At 61.0% G+C, this 19,866-nt stretch carries 14 protein-coding genes; 9 read left to right on the forward strand and 5 right to left on the reverse strand.

Annotation, left to right across the window (positions count from 1 at the left end; genetic code table 11):
- The first annotated feature begins 122 nt into the window (after nt 1–122).
- The 3 genes from RO07_RS00835 (at nt 123) to RO07_RS00845 (ending at nt 5,475) form a co-directional block, all read left to right on the forward strand.
- Nucleotides 123–929, forward strand: coding sequence for a polyphosphate kinase 2 family protein (locus tag RO07_RS00835; protein WP_039407227.1), 807 nt, complete (start codon nt 123–125; stop codon nt 927–929).
- A 107-nt stretch (nt 930–1,036) separates the two neighbouring features.
- Nucleotides 1,037–2,317 carry an efflux RND transporter periplasmic adaptor subunit gene (locus RO07_RS00840; RefSeq protein ID WP_084072379.1) on the forward strand — a complete coding sequence of 427 codons (1,281 nt, stop codon included), beginning with the start codon at nt 1,037–1,039 and terminating at the stop codon, nt 2,315–2,317.
- Complete coding sequence (locus RO07_RS00845) at nt 2,314–5,475, forward strand: efflux RND transporter permease subunit (RefSeq protein ID WP_084072380.1); 3,162 nt, start codon at nt 2,314–2,316, stop codon at nt 5,473–5,475. The genes RO07_RS00840 and RO07_RS00845 overlap by 4 nt, the downstream gene beginning before the upstream one ends.
- Before the next feature lie 201 nt (nt 5,476–5,676).
- Here RO07_RS00845 and RO07_RS00850 read toward each other — a convergent pair whose 3' ends face one another.
- From RO07_RS00850 to RO07_RS00870, 5 genes are all read right to left on the reverse strand, one after another.
- A complete protein-coding gene (locus RO07_RS00850) occupies nt 5,677–7,086 on the reverse strand; it encodes a glutamine synthetase family protein (RefSeq protein WP_237171353.1) in 1,410 nt (469 codons plus the stop codon).
- 75 nt (nt 7,087–7,161) lie between these two features.
- Nucleotides 7,162–8,418 carry an ATP-grasp domain-containing protein gene (locus RO07_RS00855; protein ID WP_115088998.1) on the reverse strand — a complete coding sequence of 419 codons (1,257 nt, stop codon included), beginning with the start codon at nt 8,416–8,418 and terminating at the stop codon, nt 7,162–7,164.
- Nucleotides 8,408–9,628 (reverse strand): MFS transporter, encoded by a 1,221-nt coding sequence (locus tag RO07_RS00860; protein ID WP_084072382.1) that lies wholly within the window; start codon nt 9,626–9,628, stop codon nt 8,408–8,410. Before RO07_RS00860 ends, RO07_RS00855 begins: the two co-directional genes overlap by 11 nt.
- A complete protein-coding gene (locus RO07_RS00865; RefSeq protein ID WP_115088996.1) occupies nt 9,625–10,947 on the reverse strand; it encodes an ATP-grasp domain-containing protein in 1,323 nt (440 codons plus the stop codon). The genes RO07_RS00860 and RO07_RS00865 overlap by 4 nt, the downstream gene beginning before the upstream one ends.
- A complete protein-coding gene (locus RO07_RS00870; RefSeq protein WP_084072383.1) occupies nt 10,944–12,053 on the reverse strand; it encodes an aminoglycoside phosphotransferase family protein in 1,110 nt (369 codons plus the stop codon). Before RO07_RS00870 ends, RO07_RS00865 begins: the two co-directional genes overlap by 4 nt.
- Before the next feature lie 1,135 nt (nt 12,054–13,188).
- On the opposite strand from RO07_RS00870, the gene RO07_RS00875 reads away from it, so the two are divergent.
- The 6 genes from RO07_RS00875 to RO07_RS00900 are packed head-to-tail and all read left to right on the forward strand — an operon-like array spanning nt 13,189 to nt 19,850.
- On the forward strand, nt 13,189–13,806 hold the full coding sequence (locus RO07_RS00875) for a type 4 pilus major pilin (protein ID WP_039407242.1): 618 nt from the start codon (nt 13,189–13,191) through the stop codon (nt 13,804–13,806).
- 39 nt (nt 13,807–13,845) lie between these two features.
- Nucleotides 13,846–14,454, forward strand: coding sequence for a toxin co-regulated pilus biosynthesis Q family protein (locus RO07_RS00880; protein ID WP_052266914.1), 609 nt, complete (start codon nt 13,846–13,848; stop codon nt 14,452–14,454).
- A gap of 47 nt (nt 14,455–14,501) precedes the next feature.
- Complete coding sequence (locus tag RO07_RS00885; protein ID WP_084072384.1) at nt 14,502–16,283, forward strand: secretin N-terminal domain-containing protein; 1,782 nt, start codon at nt 14,502–14,504, stop codon at nt 16,281–16,283.
- 1 nt (nt 16,284) lies between these two features.
- Entirely contained in the window at nt 16,285–17,670 is a 1,386-nt protein-coding gene (gene pilO2 / locus RO07_RS00890; protein ID WP_039407245.1) for a type 4b pilus protein PilO2, read from the forward strand.
- Complete coding sequence (locus tag RO07_RS26240; RefSeq protein ID WP_160118085.1) at nt 17,660–18,142, forward strand: hypothetical protein; 483 nt, start codon at nt 17,660–17,662, stop codon at nt 18,140–18,142. The genes pilO2 and RO07_RS26240 overlap by 11 nt, the downstream gene beginning before the upstream one ends.
- Nucleotides 18,126–19,850: a GspE/PulE family protein gene (locus RO07_RS00900; RefSeq protein ID WP_160118084.1), complete on the forward strand. Its 1,725-nt coding sequence runs from the start codon at nt 18,126–18,128 to the stop codon at nt 19,848–19,850. Before RO07_RS26240 ends, RO07_RS00900 begins: the two co-directional genes overlap by 17 nt.
- The last annotated feature ends 16 nt before the right edge of the window (nt 19,851–19,866 follow it).

Consider the following 19,866-nt stretch of genomic DNA (forward strand, 5'->3'; position numbering starts at 1 on the left):
GCGCGCCATATCTCGCGCAGCGATTCGCTTATGCCGCGATTTTTTTTGCGGTCCGCAAATTGCGCCATACTGCCGATTCCAGCGTCCCGATTCGGGCGCATCGAGGGAGTAGGGAGTTGGCGATGTTCGAGAAATTCCGCGTACCGCTCGGCAAGAAGCTCGACCTGTCTGACTACGATCCGGCGGAGAAGCCGTTTGCGGGCGAGACCAAGGACGACGACAAGGCGCACATGGCCGAACTGGCCGCCAGGCTCGACGAACTGCAGACCATCCTGCACGCCAACAGCAGGCACCGCGTACTGCTCGTACTCCAGGGGATGGACACCAGCGGCAAGGACGGCACGATCCGCGCGGTCTTCCAGAATGTCGATCCGCTAGGCGTTCGCGTGGCCAATTTCAAGGCGCCCACGCCCATCGAACTGGCGCGCGACTTCCTGTGGCGCGTACACATGGCCGTGCCGGCGGCGGGCGAGCTCACCATCTTCAATCGCAGCCATTACGAGGACGTGCTCATCACGCGCGTGCACGACTGGATCGATGCCGACGAGTGCAAGCGTCGCTACACGCACATCAACAATTTCGAGCGGCTGCTCGCGGACAACGACACCACGATCATCAAGTGCTTCCTCCATATCTCGGCGGAGGAGCAGCGCAAGCGGCTGCAGGAGCGCATCGACGATCCGAACAAGCACTGGAAGTTCGAGCTGGGCGACCTCAAGGAACGCGGCTTCTGGCCGCAATACACGAAGGCGTACGAAGCCGCTTTATCGGCCACCTCGACGGAATATGCGCCGTGGTATATCGTGCCTTCCGACTCGAAACGCCACCGTAATCTGATGGTGGCAGAGTTGCTGGTCGCCGCAATGTCCGAACTGAAACTGTCCTATCCGCCGGCAAGGCCGGAGTTGACGGGCTTGAAAGTGGAGTGAGGAGAGGGCGCGGCGATTGACGATTGTTTTGATAGAAAAAACCGGCGCGGCGGGGTGAGCGGGGGCTTGTCCGGCGACTGGCGCTGCATGGGGAAACGGGGAAGAAGATGAGTCAGGAGAACGCCCGCCGGCCGACGCCGGAAGACGCGACAGTCCGCGGGCAGGAGACGGGGAACGGCAGCGCGCCGGTGCGCGTCGCCCAGGTTGGCAACGGCACGGCAAGGGGGGCGGCGCATGCCGCGAGCAGGTCGGAGAAGCCGGTCGGAGGCCGGCCCTCCGTGCGCTCGCGTCGTGGGATCGTCGGCCTGCTGGGGCTCGTGCTGGTGGCCGGCGTCGGCATGTGGCTGCACTCGCGCGGTGGGGACAAGCCCGCCAAGGCTGCACTCGCGCCGTCCGTGACGGTCGCCACGGTCGAAGTGCGCGACGTGCCCGTGCGGCTCATTGCCAACGGCACGGTGACCGCGCGCCAGACCATCGAGGTGCGCCCGCAGATCTCCAGCACCATCCGGCAGGTCCACATCAAGGAAGGCGATTTCGTCAAGGCCGGCCAGCTGCTGTTCTCGCTGGACGCGCGCATGGACGAAGCGAACCTCAAGAAAGTGCAGGCGCAACTGGCGAAGGACGAAGCCGATCTCGCCAACGCCCGCCGCACGCTCGCCCGCACCCGGCAGTTGATCGCCGAGCATTTCGTGTCGCAAAGCGCGCTCGATACGGCGCAGAGCAGCGTGGACAGCCTTACCGCGCAGGTCGCCGCCGATCGCGCCGCCATCTCCGCGAGCCAGGTGGCCGTGGACTACAACCAGATCCGCGCCGGTATCGACGGCCGCACCGGCGCCATCAACGTCCACCCCGGCAGCCTCGTCACGCCTGGCGGCGCCGCCCTCGTGAGCATCACGCAGCTCGATCCGATCGACATCAGCTTCACGCTGCCGGAGGGCGCGCTGGCCGAGTTGCAGGCCGCACGCGCCGGCGGCCCGGTCTCGGTGACCGCCACGTTGGGCACCACCGGCGTGACGGTCAGCGGGCAGCTCAGCTTCATCGACAATGCCGTCGATTCGCAGACCGGCACCATCCGTCTGAAAGCCGCCTACGACAACCGCGACGCCCGGCTCTGGCCCGGCATGTACCTGAACGTCGCCGTGATCGGCCGCGTGCTCAAGCAGGCGAGCGTGGTGCCGCCGCAAGCCGTGCAGACCGGTCCGGACGGCAAGTTCGTCTACGTGATCGGGGCCGACAACAAGGTCAGCGCGAAGCCCGTGAAGGTCGGCTACGTGGAAGCGAAGCTCGCCGTGGTCGAAGGCGTGGAAGCCGGCGCCCGCGTCGTGCAGGAAGGTGCCGAGAACCTGCGCCCGGGCAACACCGTCACGATCGTGAAGGCCTCGTCATGAACCTGTCCGAGCTCTGCATCCGCCGGCCGGTCATGACGATCCTGCTGTGCGTGGCCGCCGTCGTGGCCGGCCTGATCGCGTACGGCCAGATCCCGATCTCCGCGCTGCCCAGCTACAACTCGCCGGTCATCCAGGTCACGGCAACGCTGCCCGGTGCGAGCCCCGAGACGATGGCCGCTTCGGTTGCCGCGCCGATGGAAAAGCAGTTCTCGACGATCGCCGGCGTGGCGGTCATCAGCTCGACCAATACGCAGGGCACGACGTCGATCATCATCGAGTTCGACAGCGATCGCGACATCGATGCGGCCGCCGTCGACGTGCAGGCGGCGCTGTTCCGCGCGCAGCGCAAGCTGCCGGTGGAGATGACCACGCCGCCGTCCTATCGCAAGGTCAATCCGGCGGATGCGCCGATCCTGTTTCTCGCGATGAACTCGCCGTCGATGTCGCTCGCCGAACTCGACGACTACGCGGAAAACCTCGTCTCGCCCACGCTCTCCACGCTGCCTGGCGTGGCGCAGGTGCTGATCTATGGACAGAAGCGTTTCGCCGTGCGCGTCAAGGCGCGCCCCGACGCGCTCGCCGCACGCAAGCTCACGCTCGACGACGTGGCGCGCGCGCTCGCCTCGGCCAACGCCAACAGTCCGGTGGGCACGCTCGATGGCGCGCGCCAGACGCTCACCATCGAGGCCAACCGTCAGATGACGAAGGCCGACCAGTTCGCGAACCTGATCATCGCTAGCGTGAACGGCAACCCGGTGTATCTGCGCGACGTGGCCGAAGTGCAGGACAGCGTGGAATCGGTGAAGACCGGCAGTTGGGTCAACGGCGAGCGTTCGATCGTGCTCGCGGTGCTGCGCCAGCCGAACGCGAACACGGTGGCCACGGTCGATCAGGTCAAGGCGTCGCTGCCGCGTCTGGCCGAACAGATGCCGCAGTCGATCCAGGTGAAGCTGCTCAACGACCGGTCGGTGTCGATCCGCGAGTCGATCGACGACGTGCAGTTCACGCTCGCACTCACGGTGATTCTCGTCACGCTCGTGATCTTCCTGTTCCTGCGGCGGCTCGCGGCGACGATGATTCCGGTGATGTCGCTGCCGGTGTCGCTCATCGGCACCGTCGCGCTCATGAAGGGCATGGGCTACTCCATCGACAACATCTCGCTGCTCGGCATTACGCTGGCCGTGGGGCTGGTGGTCGACGACGCCATCGTGATGCTCGAGAACATCGTGCGGCACATCGAGAACGGCGTGCCGCCGCTGCGCGCGGCGCTCGTCGGCTCGCGCGAGATGGGCTTCACGATCCTGTCGATCTCGATCTCCCTCGTGGCCGTGTTCATCCCGATCTTCTTCATGCCGGGCGTGATCGGGCTCATGTTCCACGAGTTCGCGGTGGTGGTGTCGCTGGCGATCCTGGTGTCGGCGGCCGTCTCGCTCACGCTCATCCCCATGCTGTGCAGCCGTTATCTCAAGCACGAGCAGGACGAAGGGCTCGGGCTGCGCGCCACGCAGTGGTTCGAGGACGGTTTCGTATCGGTGCAGGACGCCTATGTGCGCAGCGTGGACTGGTGCCTCGCGCACCGCAAGTGGGTGATGGCGATGGCCGGCGCGACCTTCGTGGCCACCGGCGTGCTGTTCGCCACGATCCCGAAGGGCTTTTTTCCGAGCGAAGACATCGGACAGGTGCAGGTCACGGCCGAAGGCGCGCAGGACATCTCGTTCTCGGCGATGTCCGCCCTGTTGCGGCAGGCGGGCGACATCATCCGCGCGAATCCGGCGGTCGGCACGGTGATCGTGTCGGCGAACGACAGCAACCAGGGTCGCATGTTCATCAACCTGAAGCCGCACGGCGAGCGCCCGCACATGAGCGAAGTGCTCGAAACCCTGCGGCGCGACGTCAAGCAGGTGCCCGGCCTGAACGTGTATTTCAATCCGGTGCAGAACCTGCAACTGGGCGGCAAGCAGAGCAAGAGCCGCTATCAGTACGTGATGCAGAGCGTGAAGCCGGGCGAGATGCAGCTCTGGTCCGACCGGCTCATGAACCTGATGCGCGCCGACCCGATCTTCCGGGACGTGACGACCGATGCGCAGATGAAGGGCCTGCAGGCGCAGCTCACCATCGACCGCGACAAGGCGAACACGCTCGGCGTGGCGATCGGCGATATTCGCAGTGCGCTCTATAGCGCGTTCGGCGAGCGGCAGGTGTCGACGATCTACACGCCGAGCGACAGCTATCAAGTGATTCTGCAGGCGACCGACAGCGATCGTCGCGACGAGAGTGCGTTCGACAAGATCTACGTGCGCGGCAAGGGCGGCGCGCTGGTGCCGCTCTCGGCCGTGGCCACCGTCGAGCGCAAGATGGGGCCGGTGTCGGTCAACCATCAGGGGCAGTTGCAGGCGGTGACGCTCTCGTTCAACCTCGCCCCGGGGGCGGCGTTGGGCGATGCGTCGCGCAAGATCGTGGGCTATCAGCAGCAGCTCGGTTTCCCACCGAGCATCATCACGAGCTGGGGCGGCGATGCGGCCGCGTTCCAGAAGTCGCAGTCGAGCCAGGTGGTGCTGCTCGTCGGCGCGCTGCTCGTGATCTACGTGCTGCTCGGCGTGCTCTACGAGAGCTACATCCATCCGATCACGATTCTCGCGGGGCTGCCGTCGGCGGCTGTCGGCGCGCTGCTCACGCTGCGGATCTTCGGCATGGACCTGTCGCTCATCGCGGTGATCGGGATTCTGATGCTCATCGGCATCGTGAAGAAGAACGCCATCATGATGATCGACTTCGCGCTCGACGCGCAGCGCAACGGCGGCCTGACGCCCGCCGAGGCGATCCGCCAGGCGTGCGCGCTGCGCTTCCGCCCGATCATGATGACCACGCTCGCGGCACTCATGGGCGCGCTGCCGATTGCGCTGGGGCTCGGCGCCGGGGCGGAGCTGCGTCAACCACTCGGGCTGGCGGTCGTCGGCGGATTGCTGTTCTCGCAAGTCATCACGCTCTACATCACGCCGGTGATCTATCTCTATCTGGATCGCTTCGCGGGCGACGGCCCGCTCGTGCTGCCCGGCGATCGCGCCGCCAACGACAGCCGCGACCGAGACGACAGCTCGCCCGCAGGCGGGCACGACGCGACGCGCGAGGAAGGGCGTCACGTCGACCCCGCGCACTGAGTGCGCCGATACACGCTGAAACGTGTCGACAGGCGCTGACGTACGGTGCCAAAGCAAGTGCGACTGACGCCATAGTTTTGCGACTGAGCAACGAAGTTGGTGCGACTAACCCATATGCCGAGAATTTGCTCAACCGCGGCGGTACCGCAGCCCCGATGCCGTAAAACCGGGCAGCACGACACACGAATTGTTCAGGGCCGACTAAATAATCTCCAGGTAACGCTTGAGTTCCCAGTCGGTTACGGAAGTTAGCGATTGCTCGTACTCCCATTCGCGTGTTGAGCAAAAATGCTCGACGAACGGCTCACCGAGCCACTCACGTGCAATCGAAGACCCTCGCATTCGCTCGACCGCATCCATTAGCGTGCGAGGGTTACGGTCCAGCATTTCCCGGGAAGCATGGCCGTCAACAAGTGACAAGCCTTCCTCAATACCGGCCATACCACTGGCTACGGCTGCAGCAATAGAGAGGTACGGGTTTGCATCGGCACCGGGGCAGCGTGTCTCCAATCTGGTGGATGATGCACCGGCGGGAATCACGCGCAGGCTGGCCGTTCGGTCGTCGATCCCCCATGTGGCGGTTGTTGGCGCCCAAAATCCGTCGACCAAACGTTTGTAGCTGTTTACGTTTGGCCAGTATAGTGGTCCGAACTCTCCCATATAGCGCAGTTGCCCTGCCACATAGCTCTCAAGAAGCCGACTCATGCCGTGAGATCGACGGCGATCGTAAAAGACATTGGATGTCCCGTCTATCAGACTCTGATGAATATGGCCGGAACAACCGGGCAGTCTAGAATTCCACTTGGCCATGAACGACGGCATGATGCCGAATCGATGCGCAATTTCCTTAACCCCAGCCTTGAAAAGGACCGCGCGGTCGGCTGTTTCCAGAGCAACGCCGTAGGCGAGAGCCACTTCATACACGCCTGGACCGGTCTCCGTGTGGAGGCCTTCGATTGGTATCCGAAAGGCGCGCATTTCTGAAAGCAGGGTCTGAATGTACGCGCTATTCGCTTGAGTGCGCAGTAACGAATATCCAAACATTCCTGGCGTGATAGGTTGGGGGTCCACGCCTTTCTTTTCGTTCCAGGATTGAGGCGTCTCGGAAAAATTGAACCACTCAAATTCCACGCCACAAATCACGGTCAAACCAGTTTGTTGTGCGCGGTCGAGTACGCGTCGCAATACCTGCCGTGGGCACAGTGGGTGTGCGGTTCCATCTGACTGTAAGAACTCCCCGAGAACGAATGGCACCTGATCGTCCCAGGGAACACGACGCAACGTCCTAGAGTCAAGACGGACGCCTGCATCTGGATATCCCTTATGCCCAATATTGCCGTAGGGTGAATCGGCTACGTCCCAACCGAAAATCACGTTGCAAAAGCCGAGCTTATCGGTAACAGCCGACAGTGCTTTGTCCAAGCTCACATACTTTCCGCGGAGGATGCCATCCAAGTCTGTGACACCGATCTTGACCGAAGTCACGCTTTCCTGGCTGAGCGACTGCCATGGATTAAGCGCAGCTCTGTCAGAATTTCCGTCGGGTTCACGTAACATTATCTTGGACTCTCCCAAACCAGCATAGTGATTCAAAAAATGATCTACAGACATTGATGTTGATCCCGGATATGCGAGAACAACTATTAGGTTATCGATTTACCCTGTGTGTTGTATTGCGCCTGTAATTTAGTCGGGAGATCGGGCATCAGCTGTCTCTTGAACTTGGGATAACACAACGCACGCAGTCCGCTGGATCGCAAAAATGTCGGCATCCAATACGTTGGCATTTGATGCGGCCAACGAACACGTGAGCAAGCTGTCGGCGCTATAACGTGTGGGGGCTACCCATTCGCCCTTCACACGGTGATAATTGACGCGTTTTAACGATCTATACAGGTTGGCGTCTAGACCCTCATATCCCGAAATGACGCCAGGCACTTCGGAGAGCATCAATAGCGATGCACCGTACGCTATTTCCTCGCGGGAGGAAGCGGTGCCTGGTGGCAGGCCAAGCTGAATACGTACATGCTCCTCCACCAGATGGACCCCAAACGCGTCATAGATTGCTTCTGCTACGCCGCCACCGACAGGTCGAATCGCAATTTCTCCAAACGTCAGGATTCCATCAGAAAAGAAAAATTCGAAGTGGAATACCCCATCGAGCGTGCCAAAGGCCCGTAAGATGGTCGAGAGTAGGTCGCATGCTGCCTTATGGATCGCATCTTTTCTATTGGTGAAGCGCGTTCCTGCCCAGCGTCGACCGGAAAAATTCAGAGGAGCCACTTCATATCGCCCGAGAGACGAGAACAGGATCTCGCCGTTTCGCACCACCGCGTCCAAATGATGCACGTCGCCGTTGACGAACTGCTCGACAAGGTATCCGCAACGCCGCGAATTTTGCCATTCAAGAAACGCATCAACATCAGATGGTTTTGATAAAACGGATATTCCTTGAGCACCATATCCGTCACGAGGTTTGGCTACGAGTTTCCCGTAGCGCGTAAACAATTGTCGTATGCCTTTGTCGTCGACGCCATCGGCAAACGCCGGGATCCGGATACCGCATCCATCCAAGGCACGCTTCATTGCCACCTTGTCGCGATACAGCTCTGCCTGCGATACGCTAATGCTCGAAAATCCGAGAGCGTTGCGTGCCGCTACGACTGGGGAGAGATCCTGCTCAGAAATAGTTAAAACTTGAGATAAAGAATGACGAGACATGATTACGCGCAACAACTGTGTGAGGTAGTCGTTGCAGTCGCGTAATTCAATCAGATGGAGTTCGGCACACGATTCTAAGGGAGGGAGGCGTGATGTCCGTACGGAATGAATAAAGATGAGCGGTCTTCCTCGCAGAGGTTCGATAATCTTGCCATCGCGAAGTAGTAAATCATAGTCAACGCGAGCTACGATGGCGATAGGGGATTCATGGTCAATCGTCAAAACGAGCTCTCCTGAGTGAATACACAAGAAAAATTAAGCCAACAATTGCGTTCACTAACCAAACAATCAAGAAACCTTTCAGTTCCAATAAGTAGGTGTTCATCCCGTTGGACAAGACAACAGCGAGTGCACCAACCATCGCAACAGCGCCGAACGCAGTGCCAGTAGATCGAGATGAGACGATTCTTGTTGTCATCAAGTCGATCCGGTTGCCGAGGAGCACCTCACCAACGGTGAATAGGGTCATAGAAAACCCTATCAACATCATCGACGCCGCGGGACTGGTTTGCCAGAAGGCTCCGTCACCTAGGCTTGATATCGCGCAGCAAAGGAAAAAGCCGACGAAGCTCGCGTAGCCCACCCAAGCCGGCGTTTCGGCGATACGCTTGGAGCAAGTTAGCTGGATCGAAACGACAACTACAGTATTGACAAGAAAAGCACCCGCGACAAAGGTGCTTCCGAATCGCTGTTCAAAGTAAAACGGCATCAGGAATTCGAAATGCGAGTAAGCTGCGAAAAGTCCAAACTGGAGCCACAGTGTGTTCAGGAATGCCCCTGAGCGTAAGTCTCTCCATCGGAAAGATTGACTTCCCAGTCCTAACGGAACTTCGCTACGACGGAAAAACATAAGTAATCCGACATTAATTGCGTACACCGCGACAATTACCTCGCATGCCAACGTGAAATGGCTCTCCACTAGAAGTGCGCCTAAAAGCGGACCAACGGCAGCACCTAAGTTGAGAGATACGTTTCGCAGGCCGACGACTCGTGCTAACGCCGACGGGAAATTTCGGAATTGTTCAAATAGCAGTTTGCGGAGCGCGGGGTGATAAATTGCCGCACCGACTCCATTTAGAAGTGCAGACGCGAGTAGCGTCGTGTGAGTGGGAGTTTTGAGTAATAGAGCAAACGCTGAAAGTCGTAAGACCACACCTGCCAGTGCGAGTGGGCGAGCTCCCCACATGTCGGTGAGCATCCCGCCAAGTAATGACGTAGCACGTTGGGCGACCACTTTCACCGATACCAACACGCCAGCGAACGCCAATCCATATCCAAGAGTTTTGGCAACGTAGATGGCAAAGTATGGAGTAATGATCGAGCTGCCGAGACTGAACAGCAAAATGCTACCCAAATGTACGACAACCCATGGTCGGATGAGCAATCGTCGGTCTGACCGAGAGCTATTTAGAGGCAACTCGAGCTTGCTCATATGGCGTCGCTCTCGAAGACCATCCCCGTATAGCTATCGGCCGCATAGCTAAGCACCTTACCTCCGAAAGGGGTTGCTCGCACCATGAGGCCTGCGTAGCGCGAATCGATGGCGAAAGCGCCGAACACCAGGCCGAAGGTATCAGCGCTAAGTCCGCTATCTGAAGACCATCCGATTAGTGAGCTCGTACTGGCAAAAATGCGTTGTTGTAAGACATAGGGAACGTTACTCGCGAGCAGGTCCCGTAGATGGCTTGCCCATTCCGATACTGTGAAGTCCTCGCCGAAAATTACCCCTTTTCCGCACTCTCCGTTAACCGGTTTAGCAACTAACGAGGATTGAAGTGCTAGTACATCCGCAAGAACTTTTTCCGTTAGAAGTAGAGTTTTCGGAACGTATCGTCTGATGTCCGCTAGCTCAGATTCTGAATAGCTGCTGACATAGATTGGATCCCAAAGGAGCGCCAGTGTTGCCTTGTTGCTGAAAAGACGTGAATCGAGCGGCATGCCAATTCCAATATTTCCCTCCTTCGCGCTGTTGATAAGGGGAGAATAAAGTTCCGGATGGCGACATATGTCGCTTGCCCCAAACAATCGGTAGACATAATGGATGCGCTTCTTGTTCATATACACGCCATCAGCACGAACTTCGAGATTACCTATCTCGCATACGGTGACGTTCGCTCCGAGCTTTCTGAGAGACTGCGCCATCGCTTCGTTCCAATGAGCAAACCTCAAACGGTAATCAAGTGAAGCGACGATTCGAATGTTCAAGATTCCTGAGTCTGAACGGAATTTGTTCGCCTCGCTTATGACCATGGCGGCCCACAAACGGGCCGTGTCTTTCCGAGTGAACTTTTGTGCGCTGATGTGGGCGGCGACCAAGGGGTGATGTTCAATCGTTTTCAGCGCCTCATCCAAATGAAAGCCGCCAATAGAACTCCCGATGTTGAACTCAGTGAATTTCCAACCATCGTTTGTCAAGTACGCATCGCTTCTGGCAAAAGGTGCACAAGAGGTGGAGGGCAGCACTGTCATTGCTGATATATGGTCATCCGAAAATCCACATGCTTTTCCGAAAGCTCGCATGTCTCCGGAAAAAAGGCGGTCCGGTAACGAGTAAATTAAGTTGATTAGCCGTATTGTTGCCTCCCCCACCTCACTGGCCAAACCGGTGCTTATAGCTATTGGACTCGCGACCAGCCGCTCTTTGAGCGATACCATTCCTTTCGAAACCTGTTCCGACGCAGCTTCGGAGAAAGCTCGGAAGAATGCCGTCGCGGGTGCGTCGTCAAGGGAGTAATAGGTTTGCTGACTCATGACGTTATTGTTCCTTCGTCGAACCGGAAGTGATCCAGCGTATCTTCGAGCAAATCCAAGAAATTCAACGTAAGCCAGAACGCTTCCGTAGTAGGTGTCCAGCGTGAGTACTTGAGATTCCCTGACAAACTACAGATCAAATATGTAATGAACCGGACGCGCTGCGCCTGCGTAGTTTTTTGCCGTGTGTAGGTATCGAGAATTCTGACCGAATTTGCTATCAAAGCGCGCCTAGCTTTCACGCTTTCCAGTAAGTCCCGCGGTGCCAGGAGTATTAGGTTGGCGAAAATTGAGTGCACCATACAAGCCAAGTCATACAGCGGATCGAAGTACCCTGGATCGGGGTTCGGGGTGTCGTCCCACGTAACGCGCGGATCGATAAATATTGGAGTTGCTTTTTCCATGATGATGTTGCCTAGATGAGGGTCTCCATGGACGAGCGCTTCCACATCAGGAAGAAACGCTGAATAGCGTTCCAAGACTCGCGACATTGCGGTTCTGAGCGAGCAGCTTTGCGTACGACCTGTTGCCCACGCAGTGACGTAATAGGTTTCAATATCGAGGTCTGTGAAGGCTGCCAAATTCTTCGTCGTCAGATCGGATCGAAGAATTTTTGAAAGTCGTTTAGCGACAATGGCGTCGTGATAGCTCGACGCATACCGGCGCTGTGTTGCGAGGTGAAGTTGCCGCAGCGCTAACAGGCACGGTGCAACTAATTGGAAATGGCCAATGCCGGTGACGTCGATCACCGAATCACGTAATTGCCGCTCCAACGTTTTTCCCGGAGCGAATTCAGTGGCGTAGATGCCCCTATCTGCCTCGAAATAGACGACGGGGGGACAAATGCCGGGGAGTGCGGCATTCATTCGTTTTATATGCGCAACTTCCTCTGCAGCAAGGCGAGAACGGATTGCTTTTACCACCACGCTGCAATATGCGTCGACCTTCACGACGGTCGTGGCTTCCGCGCCACCGCAAAGTGTTTCAAGCCTTAGCCTGCAGAGCGATGGGAGTTTTTCGCGGACGGTGAATAAGAGGTGCGACTCCATCAAAACACGCTCCGTTGTCTTGATACGTTCAGGCAATGTTGACGGGGAGTCTCCCATTTACTGCTCCCCAAAAATTAGCAAAAGTGGAGGGACAGGGAGATGAATTCGACAGTGACTTCCGACATGCCTGGGCGTTGGAGTCGTTTGCCGAATGGTGAACGTTGGGAAGGAGATGGCGCGGCTTAAGGTTGGCACGGAAGGCTCGATTCTTGAAGAATTTGACTTTCAGAATCTAGTCGAACTGGGAAAAAAAGATATGGGATGGCTCCGAATTTCCTGTGAAATTTTAGAGGAATACGAACTATTGCGTTGATATTGAATGCCTGCCCAATTGTCGAACACGTCGTGGACATCAATAAAGTTCGCGGGATTAGACCACCACACTTTGCCGTCGCAGCATTTCCCCAAGTACTCCCATGCGTCAGGATGGCATCCCCACTTTCAGTACAGAAGACGTTGGGTTACGCAGCTCGCGAGGAAAATCCGGAGGCGTGACAGCAATAGGAACTGTCCAATTACAGTGCACGGGAGTTGCATTTTTGGGGTTCGTGAGGTTTTGCTGGCGATGAGCGAACCCAGTCGCGAGTTGGTGCATAGCCTATGCGGGAAACGCACTACTTTGGCGTGGCCGTAGGGCAGTCGCGACAACTTTGAGGCGTGTACATCGTGACGTTTGGCGCTATCGGCGATAGGTCATTGATTTATGTAGTCCTCAGTCGTATATACCCCGTCCCCTTACGGCTGACGCAAATCCCGCCCCCCGGCGCGGCATGCGTTCAATATGCCTTTCTCTGCGTCGGTACGCGATCCTCGCGGCCATGCCGCATGGCTTGTGAATCGGCTGATTCCATCCGCGGACGCCCAATTTTTCAAGTCCTCGGTCTGCGTCTAGTCTCCGTCTGAATTTCTCCTTCGCAACGCAGAAGACGTTCCATCCCCAGGGCTCCCGGCCCGCATCGTTCGACGGGGAATCTCCGGTGTTTTTTGGGTTATGAGTACGCGTCCCCGACTATCGGAAATGGCGCGCGTATGGGCCATTTCTTGCCCACGGGTTATGTCGATTTGCGAAAGAGGCGTGCCGCACGCAACAACCGCCGCTCGCCCATTCGGGCATAAATCGCCCCTGTCGCCGTAGACGAAGTCTCTCGAATCGCGGTGTCATTTCTCTCAACTCCACAATCGGAAAACAGACATGAACGTACATGCAACCGCGAGCGAAGTCGCAAAAACCAGGACCACGATCACGCAACGGCTGACGCAGCGCTTGAGCCGCCGTCGTCAACGAGGCGTGACATTGGTGGAACTGTCGGTGGCGGTGGCCGTGATGGGCCTGATCATGGCCGGCGCCATGGTCGGTGTGCCGCGCCTGATGAACAGCGTGAAGCTCTCGCAGGAAATGAAGGACTGGCAGATGGCGGCCCTGGCCGTGCAGAACGGCGTGGCCTCGGGCACGCTCACCGCGAACTCGAGCGATGACGAAATTATGAAGATGGCTGTCACCGAGCCGTTCAACCGTACCGATGCCGGTAAGCGACTGCTCAATCGATTCGGCGGCACTATCGTCATCGCGCCGGTGCCCGGCAGCGGTTACCCGTCGAGCGGAGTCACCGTCACATCTGGCGGCTATCCGAGCGCGCAGTGCGCGGAATTCGCCGGAAAAATGAACAACCTGTTCGCGACCTTGACGGTCAATGGTACGGAAATCAAGTCCGACAAGAAGTTAGACATCCCGGGCATTACCGATGCGTGTGCGAAGAAGGGCGGCAGCGACGTGACTCAGGCCGAGATGGTTTTCACCATCGCAGGATGAGAGGCGTTCCGGGAGAACTGACACGGAGGTGAACAAGGCATGAACGATTTCAGAATGCGCACCGCAGTTCTCGCTCTGGTTCTCGGCGGTGGGGTCGCTTCGACGCACGCCGCCGAGGTTCCCTCGGGCGCCGACGTGACGCGGTTGTTCGCGAGCCACAAACCGCTCACGCAGTGGCCCGCCCAGGCGACGGATCGCGTGCACGCCACGCCGCGCGAGCCGTCCGCACGGCCGCTCGCTCAAGAGACCGTCGACGAATCGCGCTGGCAGGTGGCGCCCGCACTCGAGCTTGCGCCTGTGGAGCCCCCACCTGCACCGGCGCCGCGACTTGTATCCGAGTCCGAGCCGACGCCCGAGTCCGCAGCTGCCCCCGCTCCGGCGCCGCTCACGCCGGCATTGCAACTCGCTCTGCAACCGGAGGATGGCCGCCTGTCGCAAGCCGTGCGGCGATACGCGGAGCGAAACGGCTGGCAGCTCGCGTGGGAAATCGAGCGCGACTTCCCCATCGAGTATCCAGCCACGTTTCACGGAGACTTCCTCGGCATCATCGAACAGATCGTGCTGTCGCTGCACAACACCGACGCACCGATTCGCGTGAAGGTGTACGAGGCCAATCGCGTGCTGCGTGTCGTGCACGCCACGCAATAACAAGCGCCGTGCCAAGCGCGCGGCCAATAATCACGGAAGCGGATTTCATGAGAAAGCGACTCGGCGTGTTGTGCGCCACTACGTTACTGGCGGCATGCGGCACACCGGGCATGCTGTCCAAGACCGACGAGAACGTCACGCAGGCGCGCGAGATCGCGCAGGCCGCGGTACAAACCCATATGGCGCCTCCGATTCAGGCGGTCGAGCGCGTCCAGGGCGCGTGGCTGGCCAGGAAATCCGTGGCGGTGAATGCGAACGTCGCCCTGCCCGAATTCTTCGAACGCAACGTTCGTTTCTCCACCGGGACGCCCGTCCCGATGTCGATGCTGCTCGCGCAGGTCGCGCGCGGCAACGGTCTGACCATCCGCGTTGCGTCGGACGTGTCGTGCGACAGCAGCGCAGGCGGCGGTTCGCGCGGAAGCTCCGGCGGGCCGGGTGTGCGAGGCGGCATGGGCGGCCCCGGCGCTCAAGCGGCACATGCGTTCCTCAGTTGCAGCGAGTCGGGCGAGCCCACCGTACCGCTCCAGTACAACGGTTCGCTCTCGGGGCTGCTCGACACCATCGCGCATCGTTCCGGCACGCACTGGACCTATCGCGACGGCGTGATCCACTTCGCGCGCTACGTCACGCGCACGTTCCAGATCAAGATGATGCCGGGTAGCTCCTCCTATACGGCCTCGGTCGGCAAGGCCTCGAAGTTGACGGCGAAACGCGGTGCGTCGGGCGGCGGGGGCGGGGCCGGCGGAGGCGACACGGGCGGCGTCGATCTGAGCTTCAACGCCGACGCGCGCGTGAGCGTGGAGTCCGAGCTCGACTACTGGAGCGATCTCGTGAAAACCGTCACCGACATGCTCTCGCCGGGCGGGCGCGTCACGCCGTCGGTCGTCACGAGCTCGCTCGTCGTGACCGATACCGCCGACGTGATGGAGCGCGTGGCGCGCTACATCGATTCGGAGAACGCGGTGCTCGGCCGGCAGGTCAAGCTGCGCGTGCAGGTGTACTCCGTCAATCTCGACGAAAAGTCGGCCGCCGGCATCGACTGGAATCTCGTCTATCAATCGGCCAGCGGTCTCGTGGCGCAGTTCGGCGGCCCGGCGCTGGGCGGCATGCTGACCTCGCGCAACGGCGGGCTGAACATCAGCAGGATTCCTAACGGACGCCTGGCCGGCTCCACGGCGCTGTTTCGCGCGCTCAGTCAGCAGGGACGCGTGAGCACGGTCATCGATACCACGGTCGTCACGCTGAACAACCAGCCGGCGCCGGTGGCCGTCACGCAGAACCAGGGCTTCGTCGCCCAGACCAAGATGACGCCCGGCAACTACGGCGGGCAGGCGGTCGTGACCGCCGAGCAGTCGGTGCTGACCACGGGTTTCGTGATGAACCTTCTGCCCACATTGATGGACAACCGCAGCGTGATGCTGCAGGTCCAGATCGATATGTCCGATCTGAAGAAGCTCGAGAAGATCAATCTGCGCACGGGCAAGGAGTCGCCGAGCGGCGGAGATGGCGGTGGCGGGCCGAACGTCAAGGGGAAGCGGGACGAAGACGGTGTGGAGGTCGAGGTGGGCGGTGGCGACGAACGCGGTCGCCGCGACGACGGCCTGGGCGTCGGCACCTTCATGCAGCTTCCGCTTACGTCCTCCGTGCAAACGATGCAGCGCGCCTCGCTCAAGTCGGGCGACACGCTTGTGCTCAGCGGTTTCCGACGCAAGGACGACCGCACCGACCGCGATGGCGTCTTCAACTACCAGGGCGGCACGAAGGAAGCGACGCAGAGTGTGAACGAGGTCGTGATCCTGATATCGCCGGAACTCACCGAGGGCGCGTGATATGGCGCACGCACTTGCCAATGGTCTAGTCGTCGGCGCGCAGTGGGAGACGCTGATCGGCCTGCAAAAGGAGATGGCCGAGATCCGCAGTCTCGCCAGAAGCCGCGACGCGTCGCACTACGTGGTGGCAGACGACGGTGCGGGAACGCGTACCGTGGGGCTGCTCTCGCTGAGCGCCGCCGCGGACGTTGCGGTCCCGGTGGCGCAGTACGCGCTCGCGGCCCTGATCGGGGCGCTGGTCGACGGACCGAACGTGGCGTTCATCCATCCCGATCCCGACAATTCCGCAAACGCGTTTTTCGTCACGCTGCGCGATCGCCGCCCCGAGCTCGACATGGCGTTACCGGCATCGCAGCTCAAGCGTCGTCTGGAGCAGTGGTGTTCGGAAATCGAAGGCCCCGTGAAGGTCGCCGGCGTGAGTTGCCTGGATATACCGCAGGCGGACGTCGCATTGACGCTCGACGACGTGCTGGCGTCGTTGCGGAAAGACGCGCCGGCCGACGCGCGGCTCAAGCCGGTGCGGACCTCGCTGCCGGTGCGCCAGATCCGGATCGCGGCCACCGCCATCGTGGCGCTTGCCCTCGTCGGCGGCGCGGGGCTGTGGGCCTGGTCCTGGTACGACGGCGTGCAACAGGAGAAGCGGGCGCGGGCCAATCAGGTCGATCCGATCGAGGCGTACCGGCAGGCGCTCGCGCGTGCCATTGCCGCTGAACCGTTCTCGACCGGCGCCTCGTACGCACGACGTCTGCAACACGCGGTTCAACGCCTGCCGGCCGATGCCGGCGGGTGGCGTCCGGCGTCGATCGACTGCAAGGGCGATCGTTGCGAGATCGGCTGGCGGCGCAGCGAGGGCGGTACGTTCGACCTGCTGCTCTCGCAACGGCCCGACGCGCGCATCGTCGACCTCGATCATGCCAGCGAAACCCTGACGATCGCAGGCGACGCGCCGCTTCCCGCGAAGACCGTTCCGGCGTCGTCCGCGGTGGCATCGGGCGCGGCGAGCGCGCCCAGCTCGGCCAGTGCTGCGGAAGCGACCGCTGTCGACGCCGCCGAGGATGACGGCGACGCGGGCGTGACGCCGGTGCCGCACCACCAGTTCCTGCGCACGGCGGGCGCGCGGCTGCAGGCGCTGGGCGACTACGGCATGGACATCTCGCTGACGATGCCGGCGCCGCTGACCTCCGTGCCCCCCGGGGTCGCGGCGCGTCGGGACGTGCCGCCTCCCATCCTGAAAGGCCAATGGACGATGGCCGGACATCTCGCCTTCTTCGATTCGGTGGCCGGCCTGATGATGCGCGCGGGCAACATGTCGCTCGTCGAACTGAAGATCGTCATCGACGACGGCAAGCCCGTCTTCTCCGCTCAAGGAACCTACTATGTTCACTAAGGTTTGCCGCATGGCGGCACTGGCGATGCTCGTGGCTGCGCCCGGATGGCTGGGCAGCACAACGGTCCACGCCGAGGAAACCATCGACGCGTTCGCGCGGGCGCATCTCAAGGCGTCGCAGCAGGCGCAGGACGAGAAAGACGCCAAGGCCGCCAAGGCGGCGGGCGACGCACAGGAGCGCACCGCCGCTCCGCCGCGCGGGGATGTGCCGCCCGAGCTGCTGTACATCTACGGCGTGGAGAACGCCGTCGTCGCGTACGTGCGGGTGGAGGGCCGCTACGGCCGCAGCGTCGGCAAGGGCGACAAGATCGGCGAGTGGCAGGTCGTCAACATCGGCGACGATTTCGTCGACGTGCGTCGCGGCGCCAGGCAGCAGCGCCTGCTGTTGCCGAGCGCGTTCGGGGCGGCGCCGCCGACGCCCGACGCCGAAAGGCAGAGCGCACGGGGATGGTCCGATGGCTACGCTGGCTAAGCGCCTTTGGGCAGCGCTGGCGCGTATCGGGCAACGCTCCCGAGCGCGACCGATGGCGCGCCCGATCGCCGATCTGCGCGAGGCGGACATTCAGGCGTTCGGCTGGCGGCAGGACCTCGGCATCGTGCTCGCCGGCGCCGAGCAGGGTTCGCTGGTGCTCGTCGCCATGAAACCGCGTTTGTATCTTGTGCTGCTCGAACACAACACCTTCGTGCGCACTCAGGGCTCCGATCTGCTCGAGCGTTTCGATCACGCGGTACGCGCCAAGCACCGTCTCGATCTCGAGGGCATCTACGTCGGCTCCACGGAAGAGATCCTCCTCATGCAGTCGCGTCTGCAACAGCAGGGAGGCGACGACGATCCGCGCGACGCGCAGCGTACCGGCGCGTATCGCAACTTCGATCTGATCATCGAGCGCGCCATCGACGCCGGTGCCTCCGACGTCCATTTCGAGTTTCGCGACGCCCATATCGTGCGCGTGCGCATGCGCATTCACGGCAAGCTGCGCATGACGCCCGACAGCGACCGGCTCGCACGCGACTATCACGCCATGCTCGACGCCGTGTCCGCCGCTTACAACTCGCGCGCCGATCCCAGCAGCCGCAGTCACAATCACTTCGACGAGGCGCAGCACCAGAGCTGCTCGATCCCGCTCACGCTGCGCCATCGCAAGTACCAGCTTCGCTTCCAGAGCGTGAAGGAAAACCGCGGCGTGGACGTGGTGCTGCGTCTGCTCGTCAACGAGGCGCTCGAAGGCGACGTGCTCACACTCGCGCAGCTCGGGTATTCGGACGACCAGATAGAAGTCCTCGAGGACGCCGTGCACCGCTGTCCGGGGCTGACCGTCATCGCGGGCGAGACCGGCTCGGGAAAGTCCACGACGCTGCGCACGCTCATGACCTACGAGCGCGAGTCCGGCAAGAAATTCTTCTCGATCGAAGATCCGGTCGAATACATCCAGCCGCACATGACGCAGATCCCGATTCAGCGGCGCGCGGAGGATGGCCCGGGCGAGTCGCCGTTCGGTGCGGCGGCGAAAGTGCTGCTGCGCGGCGACCCGGACAAACTGATGCCCGGCGAGATCCGCGACGCGGAAACCGGCTCGTTCGCCAAGTCGATGACCGAGACGGGACACCAGGTGCTCTCGACCGTGCACGCGTCGAGCGCGTTCGGCATCATCTCGCGGCTGGTCAGCGAGGAGATCGGCATGCCGCTCGCTGCCGTGGCCGCCCCGAACTTTCTGGCGGCCATCGTCTACCAGAAGCTCATTCCGGTGCTGTGCGAGCACTGCAAGCAGCCGGCGCAGCAAGGGCTCGACGCCGCCATGCTCGGCGTGATCGGCGCGCTCGGCATCGACACGTCGAAGGTGTGCGTGGAGGGGCCGGGATGCGAGCGATGCGACGGACGCGGCACGGGCGGACAGACCGTCGTTGCCGAAGTGTGCGAACCGACCGACGAGATGCTCGAGATGCTGCGCGAGTCACGCTTCTGGGACGCCGAACGCCTGTGGCGCACGGGGCACGACGGCGACCCATGCAGCCCGAACATGACCGGCAAATCGGCCATGGAGCACGCGATGTACAAGATGTCGCAAGGTCTGGTCGATCCGCGCGACATCGAAGCCGCCTTCTGCAAACTCAAGAAATTTCACTTCCGTCAGACGACGTCGCCGGGCGCCAACGCGCCGCGACGGCTCGCCAGCGTGTAGCCGCACGCCCCGACGT

This window comes from Pandoraea pulmonicola, assembly GCF_000815105.2.
GTDB lineage: Bacteria > Pseudomonadota > Gammaproteobacteria > Burkholderiales > Burkholderiaceae > Pandoraea > Pandoraea pulmonicola.